The organism is Hyalangium ruber, assembly GCF_034259325.1.
GTDB lineage: Bacteria > Myxococcota > Myxococcia > Myxococcales > Myxococcaceae > Hyalangium_A > Hyalangium_A rubrum.
The window spans coordinates 752034-768274 of record NZ_JAXIVS010000004.1 but is presented as its reverse complement, the minus strand read 5'-3'; the positions used below and the strand labels follow the sequence as shown (position 1 = coordinate 768274).

Genomic DNA, 16241 nt, shown 5'->3' with positions numbered 1-16241 from the left:
CTCCCCGGCGGTCGCCGGATGGGGAGACCTTACCCGACCCATGGGGGTGGGCAGAGGGCTTCAAGCGGGGTAACCTGGGTCTCGGTATGCCGTCAGTGCAGCAGCTCCGCCCGTTCGCCGATGCCCCCCTCGAAGCCTTCCGTGCTGCCTCGGGGCCGGTGGCGCTCATCCAACAGCCGCCCGAGCCCGTCTTCCAGCAGGTCGCCCGCCAACTGGGACACGCGCGCACGGTGGTGATGGCGCACCGCTCCCGGCTGGTGGAGCGGCTGCTGACGATGCTTCAAGGGTTCCAGCACCTGGAGGTCCACCTGCTCCACCCCCGCACCAACGGGGAGGAGTTCACCGTGGGGCGGATGGACACCTGCCTGCTGGTGGTGAAGGACCCGTCCGTGTCCAAGCTCCACGCGAGGCTGCGCTGGAGCGAGCCGGACGGGGCCTGCTCGGTGCGCGACATGGGCTCGATGAACGGCACCTATGTCAACGCGGTGCTCCTGGGCGCGCAGCAGGAGGTGCAGCTCAACGACGGAGATGCGCTGTCCTTTGGCGATGCGCAGTTCCTCTACCTGCGCACCGAGACGTTGCACGCGCACCTGCGGCTCATCCAGGACCCGTTGTAGGGGAAGGCCGGGCGCTAGTCGTAGCGATGGCGCCGGCTGAGGAAGCTGCGGGTGAGCATGGCGGCGACGCCTCCCATCGCCATGCGGCCGAGCGAGCCTCCGAAGATGCCAGGCGCTCGGCTCCGGCTGAAGCCACCACCGTAGAAGCTGCCGCGGCCTCTCCCGTAGCCGCTGCGACTCCACATGTTGCCGCCATAGCTGCGACGCCGAGACATGCCGAGGAGATTGCCGAGAATGGACATGATGTCGCTCCTGTGAAGGGTGAAAGCGCCCGGGTCCGCGAGGAGTCTCGCGGGGGACTGTCCTTCAAGGTGAAGCGCGGACCGGGGCGGGACAGCCCTTCCCGGGGCCTTGCGCCTCCCCGAGTGCCTGTTCGTTCAGGGAGCAGGCGGGGTACCGGTGGCTCTTCTTGTAGGATGATGGGGACTACCCCCGGCTCCGTGAGGCGTGAATGTTCAATGACGACCGTGATGCTCGCACCCGGATGAACGTGGAGGGCCTCCAGAGCGCCCTCCGCGACGCGCAGCGCGACCTCGCGGAGCTCTCTGGGCAGGTGCGCCTGCAGCGCAAGGTCATCGAGAAGCTGGTGCAGTTCGTCGGCGACACCGGGGACGCGGGCAAGGCGCTGCTCCAGGAGAAGGAGGTGCGCGAGCTGCTGCACCTCCAGCCCGAGCAGGCGGGCTCCGGACGCGTCATCGGCAAGCTGCGCTGCACCCAGTGCTCCTCGGTCGTCGATGACAAGGAGGGCGTCACCAACGAGGTGTGCCAGTGGTGTGGCGCCCAGCTCGTCTCGGTCCGGTGAGCCTTCAGCGAACCTGCCCGGGGGTGTCCCCGTAGCCGGTGAGCTCCACGTAGCCACGCCCGGTCACGGGCTGACCGGCGCTCGTGCCCTGAAGACGCACGGCGCCCTCCCAGTACCGGATGCTCAACGGCAGCTCCTGGTCCGCCTGGGCCGGGGTGATGTCCAGGGAGAGCTGCCGCGCGGGCACGGAGAGCCGCCAGCGCGCCGGATACTCGGTGCCTCCGCGCGGGCTGTGCCACGTGTCCAGCACCTCCAGGCGCACCTCGTCCCGTGGCACGCGCACCGGCGCACCCTGAGGCGGGACGAACGTCCCCACGCTGAACGGATCCACGGAGCCATCCGTGCGGCGCAGCTGGCCGTACATGAGCTCGCTCCCATCCGAGAGCTGGAACGCGAACCAGTCCCAGCCCACCTGGCCCTCGCCCAGCGCGCTGGTGCTCCACTCGCGGTCCATCCAGCTCAGGCCCGTCACCTCGTGCGTGCGCCCCTCCACCGTCACCGTCCCGCGCGAGGGCATCCGCGTGAACGAGTAGTAATAGGAGGCGTCTCCCGGCTGGGGGCCCTTCTGGCTCAGGCCTCGGTTCCCCTGGTGTACGAGCGGCTTGCCCTCCTCCAGGGTGAGCGACAGCGTGACGCCCTCCGCCTCGGCGGTGAGCCGCATGGGGAACAGGCCCTCGCCCACGGCGGAGGCCTCCCAGCGCTCCAGCCAGACCCGGAAGGGCTGTGCCTGCGCTCCCGCGAGCCCCAGCGCCTCCCGGCTGAAGCGCTCGAAGGCGTGGAAGCGCCCACCGCCGATGTCCGACAGCGCGAAGTGGACCATGTAGAGCTGGTTCGAGCCCCACTCGGAATCCCGCTGGGCCGCACGGGGCGCCAGCGCGCTGCGGAACACCGTGAACTGGTAGCCGAAGGCGTGCCCGTCCGCCGTCTCCAGGTTGCCCGTCCAGTACCACCACTCGGTGCGGAACTCCGGGTGCGGCCCATGGTCCTCGGGGAAGCGGAACTCGCGAGGCTCCAGGGCCCGCGCGAAGCCCTGGCTGTTTGCCTCCGAATCTCGCATCGCCGCCGACACCGAGAGCGTCGCCTCCGGAGGAGGTGCCACCTCGCGCGTGACGAGGAAGGCGCCCACGGCGAGCCCCGCCACCACCAGCGCCACTCCGAGCACGAGCCCCTTGCCGCTCCGCATCCGTCACTCCTCCCGCAGCGCGTTGGCGGGGTTCGCGCGCGCCATGCGCCACGCCGGGTACAGGCCCGCGAGCGCGGCGGCGACCAGGGACAGCGCCAGCGCCTGCACCAGGATTCCAGGCGTGAGCGCGAGCTGCATCGTCCACCCGAAGGAGCGCTGGTTGATGACGTAGACGAGGATGGCGGCGAGCCCCACGCCCAGGGGCACGGCGAAGAGGCCCGCCAGCAGCCCCAGCAGTCCTGTCTGGAGCGAGACGAGGCCCCAGAGCTGGCCGGGCGTCAGCCCCGTGGCGCGCAGCACGGCGAACTCCCGCGCGCGCTCCAACTGCAAGGCCATCAGCGCGCTGAGCACCCCGATGAAGGCCACGCCGATGGCGAGCAGCCGCAGCACCTGGGTGATGGTGAAGGTGCGGTCGAACACCTCCAGCGAGCCCTCGCGCAGCGCGCGGTTGGGGCGGACGTTCAGGGTCTGGGTATCTCCCGCGCGCTCGAGCACCCGGGCCACCAGCGCATCCACGTCCTGCCCGGGCGCGGCATAGAGGGCCAGTCCGCTCACGGCCCGGTCCTCGAAGTGCTGGTTGTACGTCTCCCGAGGCAGGAGCACCGTGCCGACGTCCGAGCCATAGTCGAAGTACACCCCCACCACGCGGAAGTCGCGCGGGCCGTGGTCCGTGGCCAGGCGCACCGTGTCTCCCCGGCGGACGTTCCGGTGGAAGCTGAAGGGCTCGGAGACGAGGAGGGCGTCGGGCGCCTCCATCTCCCGCCATACGGTGTCGGGCGTTCCCTCCTTGAAGCGGTATGGGCGCGGGCCATTCGGAGGGAAGGCCACGGCGATCAGGTCCGTGGGGACCTCGTCCACGCTCACCTTCACCACGTGGACGGTGGAGAAGGAGGCCACGCCCGGGGTGGCGCTGAGGCGCTCGACGAGGCCCGGGACGAAGGTGGAGTCCCCCCGCCGGGCGAGGAGCGAGGGCGGAGAGACGAAGACATCCGCCAACAGCGAGGACTCCAGCCACGTCGCCACGGTGCCGCGGAAGCTGGCGACCATGAGGCCCACGCCCACGGTGGTGGCCACGGCGACCATCAGCGCCGCGAGGGCCACGGCCGTGCGGCTGAGGCTGGCTCGCACCCCGCGCGCGGCCATGCGCCCGAGCAGCCCGAACGCCGCGCCCAACGGCTTTGCCGCCAGCAGCGACAGCCGCTCCGTCGTCCAGGGCACCAGCAGCGCGGTGCCGAGCAGCACGCCAAAGAGTCCGCCATAAGCCGGCGGCAGCGCGCGCGTGGGCAGTAGCAGCAACCCCACGCCGAGCCCCAGCACGAGCAATCCCAAGAGCGCGAGCTTCGGCGCCCGGCTCCGGGACACATCCTCCAGCGTGGAGCGGCGCATGGTGGTGACGGGGGCCGAGCGCGCGGCCTCCCACGCGGGCACGAGCGCGGCGCTCAGCGTGGCCCCCAGGCCGAGCAGCACGCCCTTGGCGAGGGTTAGCGGCTCCAGGGACAGGCGCCGCACGCTGACGACGAAGTACAGGTCATTGAGCGTCTGCGTGACGAGCCCGACGAGCCCGCGCCCCAGCAGCACGCCGAGCAGCAGGCCCGCGGCCGTGCCCACCGCTCCCAGCAGCGCGGCCTCGCCCAGCACCAGCGCGAACAGCTCGCCCCGGGTGACACCGAGCGCGCGCAGCCGTCCCAGCAGCCCGCGCCGCTGCACCACCGAGAAGGTCATCGTGTTGTAGATGAGGAACATCCCCACCACGAGCGCCAGCATCGACAGCGCGGTGAGGTTGGTGCGGAAGGCCCGCGTCATCTGATCCACAGTTCCACCCCGGGTGGCGGAGCGCACCACCTGCACACCCACCGGGAGCCCCTCCTGGAGCCGGGCCAGCGCCGCCTCGTCATCAAGCTTCAGGTCGATGCGCGACAGCCGTCCGGGCCGGCCCAGCACCTCCTGGGCGGTGGAGATGTCCGTGAGCAGCAGCCCCTCCATCGCCCGGGCGGTGCGCTCGTCCGGAGGCGTGATGAGGGACACCACCCGGAGCCGCCGCGTCAGGCCTCCGACCCGCACCTCGAAGAAGTCCCCGACCTTGACGCCGAGCAGGCGCGCCGTGGCGGAGGGAAGAATGACCGTGCCGGGCTCGGTGAGCAGCGCTGACGCCTGTCCCGAGGCCCCGCCCTGCGCATAGGGGCGGAAGGGAGCCTCGGCGAACGGATCCACGCCGAGCACGGTGAGGGGCCTGCGGTCTCCCCGAGTGGCGCGCACGTGGCCTTCCACCACGGGGGCGGACACCGGCGCGCCGGGGCGCAGCCGCAAGTCCCTATATAAGGAGTCGGGCAGGCCCTGGGGCCCCCCCACGAGCTGGTGCGTGGCCCGGCCCGTCACCGTCTCGGTGGACCGCTCGAAGGCCCGAAGGGCGCTGCCGCTCGCCAGGTCGATGGACACCACCACCGCCACGCCCAGGGCGATGCCCAGCAGCGACAGCGCGGTGAGCCACGGGTGGCCGCCCAGGTGGCGCAGGCTGGCGCGCACCAGCAGGCGGCGGCTCATGTCCGCACCTGCCGCTCGATGAGCCGGCCCGCCTCCAGCACGAAGGCCCGGTCCGCGCGCGCCGCGAGCCCCGGATCATGCGACACCACGAAGGCACAGGCGTTGTCGCGGCGGATGAGCCCCTCCAGCAGCTCCAGCACCTGCCGTCCTGTCTGTTCATCGAGGTTGCCCGTCGGCTCGTCCGCCAGCAGCAGGGGCGGCGCGTGCGCCAGGGCCCGAGCCACCGCCACACGCTGCTGCTCGCCCCCGGAGAGGCGGTCCGGGAAGCTCTGCTCGCGGCTGCCCAGCCCCACCTTGCCGAGCAGCTCCCGCACCCGTGCGTCCGCCGCCGCGCCGCTCTTCCCCGTGAGCTCCAGGGGCAGCCGCACGTTCTCCTCCACCGTCAGCGTGGGCAGCAGGTTGAAGGCCTGGAAGACGAAGCCCACGCGCTCACGGCGCAGCAGCGTGCGCTCGCGCTCGCTCAGCTTGTCGAGCTCGCGGCCCTCCACCCGCACCGAGCCGCGCGTGGGCAGATCAATCCCGCTGATGAGGTTGAGAAGGGTGGACTTGCCGGAGCCACTGCGGCCCAGCAGCACCACGAACTCGCCCCGGCGCAGGGTGAGGGTGGCGCCGGTGAGCACCTCGCGCACGGCATCTCCCTCGGTGTAGGCCTTGGTGACGTCGTGCAGTTCGACGAGGGGCGGCGACGGAGAGGAGGACATGAGGCGCCAGACGCTGGCACATCCACGGATGACCGACGAGGCTCCTTGTTGCGTCTGGCGTCAGTGGACGGCCCGCGCCTCGATGCCCCACTCGCGCAAGGGCTCCAGGAAGTCCCCCACCTCGGCGGCCATGCGCGGCCCGCCCTTGTCCCGGGGGATGATGTGGTAGCCCTCGTGGAGCGACAGCACCCGGACGTCCGGGGACTGCGTGAGCTGGGAGGCCAGCCAGCGCCCCCCCTCCGGATCCACCACATGGTCCTGCTCGGCGACCACTACGAGGGTGGGGCAGCGCACCAGGGGCGCGTTCTCGACCGCCTGTGCCTGCAGCGTCCACAAGTCATTGAGGCGCGCGCTGGGGAAGGCGGAGAGGATGGGGGCCTCGGCCAGCGCCACCGGATCGCTCAGGTCCGTGCCCGTCTTGTGGACCCAGGGCTTCACCCGCTCCAGGAGCCCGGTGTGCCGCAGGCGCTTGAGCAGCGCCATCGTCGGCCCCTTGAAGCGCGCCGCCGGGGCGATGAGCACCAACCCGCGCACCAACTCGGGCTGCCGTGCCGCGAGGTGCAGGCCCAGCAGCGCGCCCATGGACAGGCCCGCGACGAACACGTTCCGGTAGCCCCGCAGCGAGTACAGCGCCTCCTGCGCGGACTCCTGCCAATGGCGGTGGCTCACCTCCAGCAGCGCCTCGGGGGTGGTGCCATGGCCCGGCAGCCGGGGAGCCTTCACATGCAGCCCGCGCGCGGCCAGGGCCTCCCCCAGGGGGCGGATGTCCCACGGGCTGCCGGTGAAACCGTGCAGCAGCAAACAGGCATCATCGCCGTGTCCCAGCTCGAAAGGGGCTGTCTTCCAGGGATCCATCCAGGCCGCCGCGTGCGTGCTCACCAAGGAACGCTAGTCACGATAACGCCAGAGCGATATTCCCACTGCATTATGTCGGACACTCCCAAGCCGCCGAGTCCCCCCTTTCAGATACAACTCGACGAAGAGGTGGCCCTGGGCCAGTACGCGAACATGGCGATGGTGGACCACACCGACACCGAGTTCACCCTGGACTTCCTCTACGTCTTCCCCCAGCAGAACCGGGCCAAGGTGCATTCGCGCATCATCACCAGCCCGCAGCACATGAAGAAGCTGCTGCTGGCCATGCAGGAGAACCTCGCCCGCTACGAGGCGAAGCATGGCACCATTCTCCTGCGAGAGGATGACCGCAGGCACTGAGGCCCCGCCCATGACCGCACCTTTGTCCGGCCGCGTCACGCAGGGCTCGTTCTTCGAGGGACTCTTCGTGCGGGCGTTGGGCGCCGAGGGTGGATTCGCCGACGCGCTGCGCACCGTGGGTGTGGACGTGCGGCGCCTCCAGCCCAGCTACCCCATTGAAGTGTGGAACGAGGCGCTCGAGGTGGCATGGAAGCAGCGCTTCCCCCACCTGGGGCGGGAGGACGCGTACCGGCAGATGGGGCGGCAGCTGGCGTTCGGGTTCTCCCGGACGTTGGTGGGCAAGGTGGTGGACGTGAGCCTGCCGCTCTTGGGGCCGGACCGATTCGTGATGCGCATCCCCAGCCTGAGCAAGCTGGACACCTTCGAGTACGAGGTGCGGGTGGAGAAGCTCGGGGACAAGGGCTACCGGGTGTCCTACCGGAACGATCCGGACGCCAAGCCGGACTTCATGGCGGGCCTGTTCGAGGAGGGCCTGCGCAAGACGGGCGTGTCGCCCACGGTGGCGGTGACGCTGCGCGAGCCCCAGGGGTTCGATCTGGAGATGCGCTGGTGAGCCTGGCTCCCGGCGAGCGCGTCTCTCGCTGGATGACACCGGACGGCCAGCGGCGGCGCGAGCGGCTCCTGACCTTGGGACTGAAGGGGGCATGGCGCGAGGTGCTCCGGGGCTTCCCGGGCAGCGCCGAGCTGGGAGACAACCTGGGGGACCTTCGGGGCATCGACCTGAGCGGGTATCAGCTCCCGGGAGCGGAGTTGGTCCAGGCGCGGCTCGAGGGCGCCACCCTGGATGAAGCGGACCTGTCGGGCGCGAGCCTGGAGCTGGCGACGCTCTCGGGGGCCTCGCTCCGCTGGACGGCCCTGGATGGCGCGAGCCTGCGGGCCTGCGTCGCGCTGGAGACCCGGTGGGACGATGCCTCGCTAGAGGGCGCGGTGCTCACGGCCGCGAACCTGACCGGGGGCTCCTTTCGCCGGGCGTGGCTGCGGGGTGCGCACCTGAACGCGGCGACTTTGAAGCGCGCGGACCTGCGCCTGGCGAACCTCGAGGAGGCGGACCTGCGCTTCTGCGACCTGGAGGACGCGTGCGTGGCCTGCGTCCGCCGAGGCCGGCCGCGCACCTATGTCTCCGGGCTGGCCGAGCTCGGCGAGCGGCAGGGGTTCCCGACGTTCCGCGATGCCCTGGAGCTGCCGCTGCACGAGCTGCGCACGTTGGAGCGGAGGAACTGGGCGCTGCTGCACGTGGAGGCGGGGCTGGAGGCGAGCCCCGAGCCGGCCCGGGAACTCATCGCGCTGCTGCGGGAGGGTTACTGGCAGTGCCACCTCGTGGCGGCCACGGCCCTGGTGCTGGGCGGGGCGAACGAGCACACCCTGCCGGCGCTCTGGAGGCGCATCGACGGAAACAGCCAGGTTCATCCCCAGCTCGTGGTGGCCGCGCTGCTGGTGGATCCGGACTTCGAGCGCAACGCCACCCTGCGGCTCTCCGGCGCGCTGCCGCCTCCGGCGTTGATCAGCCTGGCCTGGGCGCTGGAGATGCTGACCGGCGCGCCATGGCCCCTGCCCTCGCTAACCCCGGAGCTCCTGCGGGGTCCTCGGAACAACTGCCACCGGTGGCTGCGGGGCCTGCGCCAGCACGTGGAGCCGCGCCTGCAAGCGGCGTGGCCCCTGTTATTGGAGTGAAGCGCCATAAGTGGGCGTTGGTTCGCCGCCCGTCCATTTCACGTCTTCTTGACGTCATGGGGCTGGCCTCGGGGCGCGGCCCGGCGCAGACTTGGGGGTCCCGTGTACCGATTCCTGCTCCTCTGCGTGCTGTTTCTGGCCCGGGCCGCCTCGGCGCGCTGCCTGGGGGACGGAGTGCAGGTGTTTCCCCGTCCCGGTGCCACCGTCCCCACCAACACCCGCCTGCTGCTGGAAGGCATCGGCACGGCGCGCGGGGCGGTGGCGGATCTGCCGGGCAAGGTGATGCGCCTGCAGACCAATGGCCACGAAGTACGCGCCAAGGCCCAGCGTGGGTGGACGAGCGAGCTGGGACGCGTCACCGTCGTCCTCAAGCTCGACGAGCCGCTGCTGCCCGACAAGCTCTACACGCTGCGCTTGGATGACGCGCTGCCGGGGGTGGTGCTGCTCAACGGGGTGGGCGCGGCGCTGCCTGAGTGGCGCTCGGGCAAGGGAGCCGACAAGACGGCGCCGTCCTGGAGCAAGCGTCCCTCTGTCTCCGAGGGCCTCTTCCGGAAGACGCCCGAGGGCATTACCCGTTACGTGAGGTTGACCCTGGCCGCGCGGGAGGAGAGCCCCATGTACATGGTGGTGACGCTGGCGCGGAAGCGTTCGGGGGCGCCGGCGCAGCACTATGTGCTGCCGGTGGTGAATGGCTCGGCCCTGCTGGGCCACGAGCCGTGCAGCGGGGCCTTCGCCTTCGAGGACGGCAAGAGCTACCGGGCGCGCGTGGAGGTCTTCGACGCGGCGGGGAACCTGGCCCCGGCGGTGCCTCCCCTGGACTTCGAGGCGCCCGCGGCGCCCTATGCAGGAGAATGACGGTGGATCTGGAGCAGGTGGAGGGACTGAAACGGCGGATGGCGGACTTCATCCAGCAGCTCCAGGATGAGATTTGCGGCGCGCTGGAGAAGCTGGACGGCCAGGCGCGCTTCCGGGAGGACCCGTGGCAGCGGCCGGGCGGTGGCGGCGGGCGCACGCGGGTGCTGGAAGAGGGCGCGGTGCTGGAGAAGGCCGGGGTGAGCACCTCGGTGGTGTTCGGCGAGCTGGAGGAGGCCTTCGCCAAGCGGCTCCAGGGCCAGGGGCGCAACTTCTGGGCCGGCGGGCTGTCGCTGGTGCTCCACCCGCGAAACCCCCACGCGCCCACGGTGCATGCCAACTTCCGCTTCATCCACCAGGGTGGCAAGGCGTGGTTTGGCGGCGGGGCGGACCTGACGCCGTATTACCTCTATGAGGAGGACGCGGCGCACTTCCACCGCACGCTGAAGGCCGCGTGCGACAAGCACGACCCGGCGTACTACCCGCGCTTCAAGGCCACGTGTGACAAGTACTTCTACCTGCGCCACCGCGAGGAGACGCGGGGCGTGGGCGGCATCTTCTTCGAGGATGTGGGCGGGGAGCTGGAGCGCGAGCTGGCGTTCGTGATGGACGCGGGGCGCGCGTTCCTGCCCGCGTACCTGCCCATCCTGGAGCGGCGCAAGGACACGCCGTACACGCCCGAGCAGCGCTTCTGGCAGGAGGTTCGCCGCGGGCGCTACGTGGAGTTCAACCTCGTGTACGACCGGGGCACCACGTTCGGGCTGGAGACGCGCGGGCGCACCGAGTCGATCCTCATGTCGCTGCCGCCCCAGGCGCGCTGGCGCTACGACCACCACCCGGAGCCGGGCTCCTGGGAAGCACGGTTGGTGGAGGTGCTGCGCCAGCCGCGCGACTGGGCCGAAGGCGGGCAGGGAGGGTAGGGGTCCTATGCGCTCGCTGATCTGCCCACGCTGCGGTGCCACGCACGAACTCACGGGCCGCAAGCGGGGCGAGCGCTTCCCCTGCTCGTGCGGCCAGGAACTGGTGACGCCGGCACCGCGCTTGAGCACGGGGAAGGTGGTGGCCCTCGTCCTCGCGGTGCTGGTGGGGCTGCCCCTGCTCGTGATGGCCGGTGGCGCGCTCGTCTTCTGGTGGCGGGTGCGGCAGGTTCCCCCGGCCTCGGACAGCGCCTTTCGTGTGGATGCCGCCCAGAACGTGGCGCTCGGGGACGAGGCGCGCGTCAACGTCATCGCCCTGTGCGACGCGGTGCAGATGTACCGCGCCGAGAACGGCGTCTTCCTCGTCGCGGGCCCCACGCCCCGTGAAGTGCCCCGGGGAGGCCAGGCGGTGCCCTTTCCGCATGACGAGGCCTTCGAGAAGCTGGGCTTCGCGCCGGGCACGGCGGTGCGCCTCCAGTACCAGGTGGAGGTGCGGGAGGATCCGGTGGGGGAGCCCGAGGTGATCTGCTACGCGCGTGGGGACCGCGACGGGGATGGGCAGAATTCCGTCTACAGCGTGACGCTGGACGCCAATGGCATGACCTCTCCGATCCAGGTGGAGCGGGAGGACGAATAAGGGTGCCCCCCTCGCAACTCGCCCGGCCCCCGGGCGAGAATTCGAGAAGATGGGGCATGTAGGCGACATCGGCGGCCGGAGAAGGCGCGACTGGTCGGGGGAGGGGACTCGCGTGGGTCCCGCTCCGACGGGCGAGCACCCCCGTGTCGGCCGAGCGCCTCGCGAGGGCGGCGACTCCGAGCCCGTCGACTGGGGAAGCTCTCCGGAGACGTCCGAGCCGGGCGAGGAGCTCCCCAGCCGTGGCCGGACGGGAGAGCGCCCGGCGCTGGGAGGGCGCACCCGGACGGGCACCCGCCCCGCGCTCTCCGACGAGCGGCCCTCCACCCCGACGCCGAGTACGGGCAGTCGGCCAGGCCTCCCCGCCGAGCCGGAGCGGCCCTCACGGACGACGGGCAGCCGGCCCTCGCTGCCGGCCGAGCCGCCCCGCAAGCCCGCCACCTTCGCCGACGCCCTGACCCAGGAGCGCGGCACCCGGGCCTCCACCGCCACGGCGACGCTGGTCATGCCGAGGGTGGAGGTGCCGGAGCCCCCGAAGATGACGCGGGGCGGCAGGGCCACCCGAGAGGTGCCCACCCCCCCCACTTCCATCGAGCCCGGAGAGGGCCGTACGGTGACACCCATGGATACGCCCATCGGTCGAGGTGGTGGCACCCGCCTGACCCGGATGCCCGAAGGTCCCGGAGGCAAGGGACCCGCCGACGAGGCCGGAGAGACACTCCCCGGCCGGGAAGTAGGAGGAGGCAAGGGTGGCAAGGAGCTGCGCCCGGGCCGTCCGGGCGAGCCCCGGGGCCCGGCCAAGCCTCCGGAGAAGGATGGCTTCGGCCAGCAGCCTCCGACGACGGGCACCCGGCCCGCGTTGGGCCAGGGCCCCGTGAAGGGGCCAGTGATTCCGGTGAAGGAGCTGGTGCCTCGGGGGCTGGAGAAGCTGCCGGACCAGGAGGGCGTGGCCCAGCGCTTCGCCTCGGACGCGGCCCTGCTGCACCAGCAGGTGCGGCCCTCGGATCTGCCCTCCACCGAGCGGGCCATGCGCCTGTGGACCTTCTTTGCCGCCTACGCGGAGGCCGCCGCCGCCCACCCGCCCACGAGCGAGGCGCAGGAGGCCTTCGACAGGGCCCTCAAGGAGCAGGGCTTCGCCGAGCTGCGCGACGCGCACACCGGCAGCGACGGGCTGAAGGCCGCCAGGTGGGTGCTCGAGTCCGCGCACCCCGAGGAGGCCCAGCAGCGCGCCGAGCAGGTGGAGCTGGAGCCGCCCCCGGAAGTCCTCCTCTCGGAGTCGGCGCAGCCGCAGGAAGCCCCCACCCGCAAGCCCGAGGAGCAGAAGCCCCGCCCGCAGGGCCAGGAGGCCAAGGAGAGCGCCTTCGCCCAGGCAGCCGAGCGAGCGCCGCTGGAGCGGGTGGAGGGGCACTCGGAGTTCCTCCGCGTCTCCCCCCAGACGGCCGACAGTCCGCGGCCGGTGATGGTGCCCCTCAACGGAGAGCAGCGGCGCGCCGAGGAGGACCCCACGCCTCAGCGCCTGTCGGGCGACGCCAAGAGGCTGGGCGGCAACATGATCTGGAACGTCCTCCACCGCTTCCGTGGCGAGTCCCCCGAGGACAGCGCCATTGAAAAGGAGAAGTGGAACCAGATCGCCTTCGCGGCCATGTTGGCCTTCGTGGGGCTGATGTTGGTGGGCATCATGCTGGTGGCGCTCTAGGGCCGGCGGGACTTCTTGGGATTTCGCGGGCTTGTGTTAGGGTCCGGGCCTCTTGGCCACCGACGATCTCACACTCGTCAAGCGCGTCCGCGACGGAGACCAGCGCGCCTTCAAGCTCCTCGTCGAGCGCTACCAGCGCAAGGTGTATGCCGTTGCGCTCGGAATGCTCAAGGACAAGGAGGAGGCGATGGACGTCTCCCAGGAGGCGTTCGTCAAGGTCTACAAGTACTTGGACCACTTCAAGGGTGACGCCTCGTTCTACACGTGGCTCTACCGCATCACCGTCAACATCTGCATCGACATCATCCGCAAGCGCCAGGGCGCCGGCGGCGAGGCGGTCGAGTTCGACGAGACGATGCCCATGGATGTGTCCGAGGCCAACATTGGCGCGCTGGGCAGCCGCCTGGGCACCAACCCCCAGAAGAGCGCGCTGAGGCGCGAGCTGGCCGAGAAGATTCAGGAGGCGCTGGCCGCCGTGCCCGAGAAGCACCGCGCCATCCTCCTGCTCCGCGAGATCGAGGGAATGTCCTACGAGGACCTGTCTCGTACCCTGGACATTCCCAAGGGCACGGTGATGAGCCGGCTGTTCCACGCCCGGGCCAAGGTTCAGAAAATCCTGAGCCAATACCTGGAGTTGGACGAGGCCAAGAGCGGGGTGGGCAATGAGTAGGTGGGCTTGGAATATCGAATGCCCGCTCCCGTCACACAGGGGCAGTCGCAACCTCCCAGGGTGAAGACATGGCCGGAAATCCTGCGTGCGAGCGGTTCGTTCCGCTCCTCTCCCCCTACATCGACGGGGAGCTGACCCCGACCGAACGGGTCAACGTCGAGCGTCACCTGACCGCCTGCAAGGCGTGTACGGGCCGCACGGCGGACCTCCGGGCCGAGTCCGGGCTGATGCGGGTCGGCCTCGAGATGGCCGTGGATGAGGTGGACTTCAAGGACTTCGCCCAGAAGGTGATGGCGCGCGTCACCCCGGAGCGGCCGCCCCTGCTGGAGCGCTTGAAGCTGAGCCTCTCGGAGATGTTCCTCTACCAGCGCACGGCGATGCTCTCCTCGCTGGCCACCGCCGCGGTGCTGATGCTGGTGGCCGTGCCCCTGCTGCTGCGCGACAACGCCCCGGTGGGCTACGGCGCCGAGCGCATGACGGTGAAGTCGGTGCGCAGCTACGAGCCCGCCAAGGTGGCCCCCGTGGTGATGGAGACGGAGAACGGCGGCGCCATCATCTGGCTGGTGGATCAGAACGAGGCTGCCAGGGATGAGGCCCAGAGCGACGAGCTGGAGATGGACTCGCCGGCGCTGAAGAACCCCGTTCGCCCGCAGAATCCGGGCCTGCAAGAGCCACCGGCTCAAAAGGGAGGTGCTCTGTGAGGATGCACGTCACCGCGTTGCTGTCGCTGCTCATGCTGGGCCTGGTGCTGGTGCCCCAGCGCTCCTACGCCCAGGAGGAGCAGAAGCTGAAGATCCAGGTGGAGGTGGTGCTCGCCTCCAACAAGGGCGACGCGGTGGAGCCGGCCGAGCTGAACAAGATGAAGGAGACGTTCCAGAAGCAGAACTTCAACTTCACCTCCTTCAAGCGGCTCTCCCTCGAGACGCTCGAGCTGGACGCGCAGAAGACCACCGAGGTGCGACTGCCCAATGGCGTCAACGCCTCGCTGAAGCTCCTGGGGCTCAAGGAAGGCATCGCCACGGTACACGTGGACATTCCCCGCCAGTCCGCGGTGGACGTGGAGCTGGGGCGCCACGGCTCCGTCTACCAGAAGGCCGGTAAGCACGTGGGCGGCGAGCTCATCCTCGTGCTCTCGCCACCAGCGAAGTAACCCGCCCCCTCAGAGGGCGATCGCTTCACTCCAACCCTCGGAGGACTTCTCCTTCGAGTCGGAGGGTTTCACCACGGTGGGGGTCGAAGCCGCCGGTGCCGCGGCCTGCTCGGCCTGGCGCTGCGCGGCCTCCTTGTCGCGGCGCTGATACAGCTCGTCCCTCAGCCCGTGGAACATGGAGTCGAAGGAGACGTAGGCGCGATCCACCAGCGCGATGGCCTGGGCCTCCAGCTCGGGAGACATACCGATGGAGAGCAGCTGCTCCTCCATCTTCGTCTCGAACATCTCGTGCGCCTCTTCGATGTGCAGGTGGTACTCGGAGAAGTACTTGAGCTTGGCCGCGTTCTGCACGGCGTTGGTCAGCACCGCCGTGCGCCCGAAGAAGACGTGGCCGGTGGACTCCAGCACCAGCACCAGGACGATGCGCAGCCGATCATCCGTGGCGCGATATACCTCCGAGATGAGCTGGTAGGCCGCATCGCGCGTGGAGGCGCTCGCCCGTCCATACAGCGCGCTCACCGTCAGGGGCCCGCCCGTCAGCTTGGCGATGTCCTCGAGGAACCAGCGCTCATGTCCGGTATCCTCGTCTCGATGGTGGCGCGCGATTCGCTTGAGGTTCGGATCCTGCACCATCTGCTCATTGAGGCGCAGGATGTCCTGGAACGTCATCACCCAGAATGCCATCCGCGGAGCGAAAGCTGCGATCTGCTCAATCGGCCGATCGAGGCGAAGCTCAGCGAAAAACGGGTGCTTGGCGAACGTCGCCTGCTTGGCCGCAATGTGCTCCAGGACGACCTTCATGGCTTCCTCCCGACCTTGTCCAGTTGAGCTCCGCGAGACGCAACGGAGGTTATGTCGACAACACGCTGGAATAATTAAACCTTAACCGGTCGGTGTCGCCTACCACGTGATGAGATAGGTGCACGAAGTGTCACCTCGACGGCGGCAACTCTTCGGGTCGTGCTCGATCCGAACCCACAACGCATCCTTGGGGCGAAAGCGGTCGCAGATCGCCTCCACCATCCCCAGGTCGAAATCACAGGGGTAGGGATTGTCACACATCATCTTCGCACTGCGACGGTCCCGCGGCTCGAAGTGGTAGCCACCGATCTGTTCACTGCCACGGTGGGCCATATGGTACGCCACGTCAATGGCGCGCAGCCCCTTCTCCAAGGAGTCGATGTCGGGAGGAAAGCGCGCTGTGTCCGGCGTCTTGCGCCCGATGGCGCGCACCGTGCTGGGGCCGATCTTCTCGAAGATGAGCTTGAAGGAGTTCAGCACGTGGGTGAGCGGGTACCACCCTTCGGGCTTGAGGGGAGAGATGCCATTCTCCGCCAGGATGCGCAGTGCCCGGGCCTGCACCACCTCCATGCCTCCGACGATTGACAGGACGGCCTGACCGTTGACCTGGCAGTTCGGATAGGGATCGCTCATCGCGGGCTCACCCTGGGATGGCGGCTTCCGTTCCATTGTTCAGGCCCCTCGACGGTCTCCCGGAGTTCCATTGAATAGGGTGATGCCTCCGTTTGCAAACTATCCGTGATGTAAGGTGGCATCCCTGCTGGAAGGTGACGCGGTGCGGCGACACATGT

At 69.9% G+C, this 16241-nt stretch carries 19 protein-coding genes; 12 read left to right on the top strand and 7 right to left on the bottom strand.

The window, feature by feature from the left end; all coding sequences use genetic code 11:
* The first annotated feature begins 86 nt into the window (after positions 1-86).
* Positions 87-617 carry an FHA domain-containing protein gene (locus tag SYV04_RS15380; RefSeq protein ID WP_321546506.1) on the top strand — a complete coding sequence of 177 codons (531 nt, stop codon included), beginning with the start codon at positions 87-89 and terminating at the stop codon, positions 615-617.
* Between the two features lie 14 nt (positions 618-631).
* Here SYV04_RS15380 and SYV04_RS15375 read toward each other — a convergent pair whose 3' ends face one another.
* Positions 632-859, bottom strand: a complete 228-nt coding sequence (locus tag SYV04_RS15375; protein ID WP_321546505.1) for a hypothetical protein — start codon at positions 857-859, stop codon at positions 632-634.
* A 209-nt stretch (positions 860-1068) separates the two neighbouring features.
* On the opposite strand from SYV04_RS15375, the gene SYV04_RS15370 reads away from it, so the two are divergent.
* A complete protein-coding gene (locus tag SYV04_RS15370) occupies positions 1069-1419 on the top strand; it encodes a hypothetical protein (protein WP_321546504.1) in 351 nt (116 codons plus the stop codon).
* 4 nt (positions 1420-1423) lie between these two features.
* On the opposite strand, the gene SYV04_RS15365 is transcribed toward SYV04_RS15370, so the two are convergent.
* From SYV04_RS15365 to SYV04_RS15350, 4 genes are read right to left on the bottom strand one after another with little or no spacing between them, the layout of a single operon-like run.
* A complete protein-coding gene (locus SYV04_RS15365; protein ID WP_321546503.1) occupies positions 1424-2602 on the bottom strand; it encodes a lipocalin-like domain-containing protein in 1179 nt (392 codons plus the stop codon).
* A 3-nt stretch (positions 2603-2605) separates the two neighbouring features.
* Positions 2606-5143 (bottom strand): ABC transporter permease, encoded by a 2538-nt coding sequence (locus tag SYV04_RS15360; RefSeq protein WP_321546502.1) that lies wholly within the window; start codon positions 5141-5143, stop codon positions 2606-2608.
* A complete protein-coding gene (locus tag SYV04_RS15355; RefSeq protein ID WP_321546501.1) occupies positions 5140-5844 on the bottom strand; it encodes an ABC transporter ATP-binding protein in 705 nt (234 codons plus the stop codon). Before SYV04_RS15355 ends, SYV04_RS15360 begins: the two co-directional genes overlap by 4 nt.
* A gap of 60 nt (positions 5845-5904) precedes the next feature.
* Positions 5905-6699: an alpha/beta hydrolase gene (locus SYV04_RS15350; protein WP_321546500.1), complete on the bottom strand. Its 795-nt coding sequence runs from the start codon at positions 6697-6699 to the stop codon at positions 5905-5907.
* Between the two features lie 72 nt (positions 6700-6771).
* On the opposite strand from SYV04_RS15350, the gene SYV04_RS15345 reads away from it, so the two are divergent.
* The 10 genes from SYV04_RS15345 (at position 6772) to SYV04_RS15300 (ending at position 14649) form a co-directional block, all read left to right on the top strand.
* Positions 6772-7059, top strand: a complete 288-nt coding sequence (locus SYV04_RS15345; protein ID WP_321546499.1) for a DUF3467 domain-containing protein — start codon at positions 6772-6774, stop codon at positions 7057-7059.
* A gap of 10 nt (positions 7060-7069) precedes the next feature.
* Positions 7070-7612, top strand: coding sequence for a DUF2378 family protein (locus SYV04_RS15340; RefSeq protein ID WP_321546498.1), 543 nt, complete (start codon positions 7070-7072; stop codon positions 7610-7612).
* Positions 7609-8730 carry a pentapeptide repeat-containing protein gene (locus tag SYV04_RS15335; RefSeq protein WP_321546497.1) on the top strand — a complete coding sequence of 374 codons (1122 nt, stop codon included), beginning with the start codon at positions 7609-7611 and terminating at the stop codon, positions 8728-8730. Before SYV04_RS15340 ends, SYV04_RS15335 begins: the two co-directional genes overlap by 4 nt.
* 102 nt (positions 8731-8832) lie before the next feature.
* Positions 8833-9585 (top strand): hypothetical protein, encoded by a 753-nt coding sequence (locus tag SYV04_RS15330; protein WP_321546496.1) that lies wholly within the window; start codon positions 8833-8835, stop codon positions 9583-9585.
* The gene (gene hemF, locus SYV04_RS15325; RefSeq protein ID WP_321546495.1) at positions 9582-10502 is read left to right on the top strand and encodes an oxygen-dependent coproporphyrinogen oxidase; all 921 of its coding nucleotides are present in this window, start codon (positions 9582-9584) and stop codon (positions 10500-10502) included. The genes SYV04_RS15330 and hemF overlap by 4 nt, the downstream gene beginning before the upstream one ends.
* Positions 10503-10509: 7 nt before the next feature.
* The gene (locus SYV04_RS15320; RefSeq protein WP_321546494.1) at positions 10510-11136 is read left to right on the top strand and encodes a hypothetical protein; all 627 of its coding nucleotides are present in this window, start codon (positions 10510-10512) and stop codon (positions 11134-11136) included.
* A 112-nt stretch (positions 11137-11248) separates the two neighbouring features.
* Positions 11249-12829: a hypothetical protein gene (locus SYV04_RS15315; protein WP_321546493.1), complete on the top strand. Its 1581-nt coding sequence runs from the start codon at positions 11249-11251 to the stop codon at positions 12827-12829.
* Positions 12830-12881: 52 nt separating this feature from the next.
* Positions 12882-13499 carry an RNA polymerase sigma factor gene (locus tag SYV04_RS15310; RefSeq protein WP_321546492.1) on the top strand — a complete coding sequence of 206 codons (618 nt, stop codon included), beginning with the start codon at positions 12882-12884 and terminating at the stop codon, positions 13497-13499.
* A gap of 68 nt (positions 13500-13567) precedes the next feature.
* Complete coding sequence (locus SYV04_RS15305) at positions 13568-14200, top strand: anti-sigma factor family protein (protein WP_321546491.1); 633 nt, start codon at positions 13568-13570, stop codon at positions 14198-14200.
* Positions 14201-14202: 2 nt separating this feature from the next.
* On the top strand, positions 14203-14649 hold the full coding sequence (locus SYV04_RS15300; RefSeq protein ID WP_321546564.1) for a hypothetical protein: 447 nt from the start codon (positions 14203-14205) through the stop codon (positions 14647-14649).
* 9 nt (positions 14650-14658) lie between these two features.
* On the opposite strand, the gene SYV04_RS15295 is transcribed toward SYV04_RS15300, so the two are convergent.
* Together SYV04_RS15295 and SYV04_RS15290 are read right to left on the bottom strand one after the other, a co-directional pair.
* On the bottom strand, positions 14659-15450 hold the full coding sequence (locus tag SYV04_RS15295) for a hypothetical protein (protein ID WP_321546490.1): 792 nt from the start codon (positions 15448-15450) through the stop codon (positions 14659-14661).
* A 99-nt stretch (positions 15451-15549) separates the two neighbouring features.
* The gene (locus SYV04_RS15290) at positions 15550-16083 is read right to left on the bottom strand and encodes a hypothetical protein (protein WP_321546489.1); all 534 of its coding nucleotides are present in this window, start codon (positions 16081-16083) and stop codon (positions 15550-15552) included.
* Between the last annotated feature and the right edge of the window lie 158 nt (positions 16084-16241).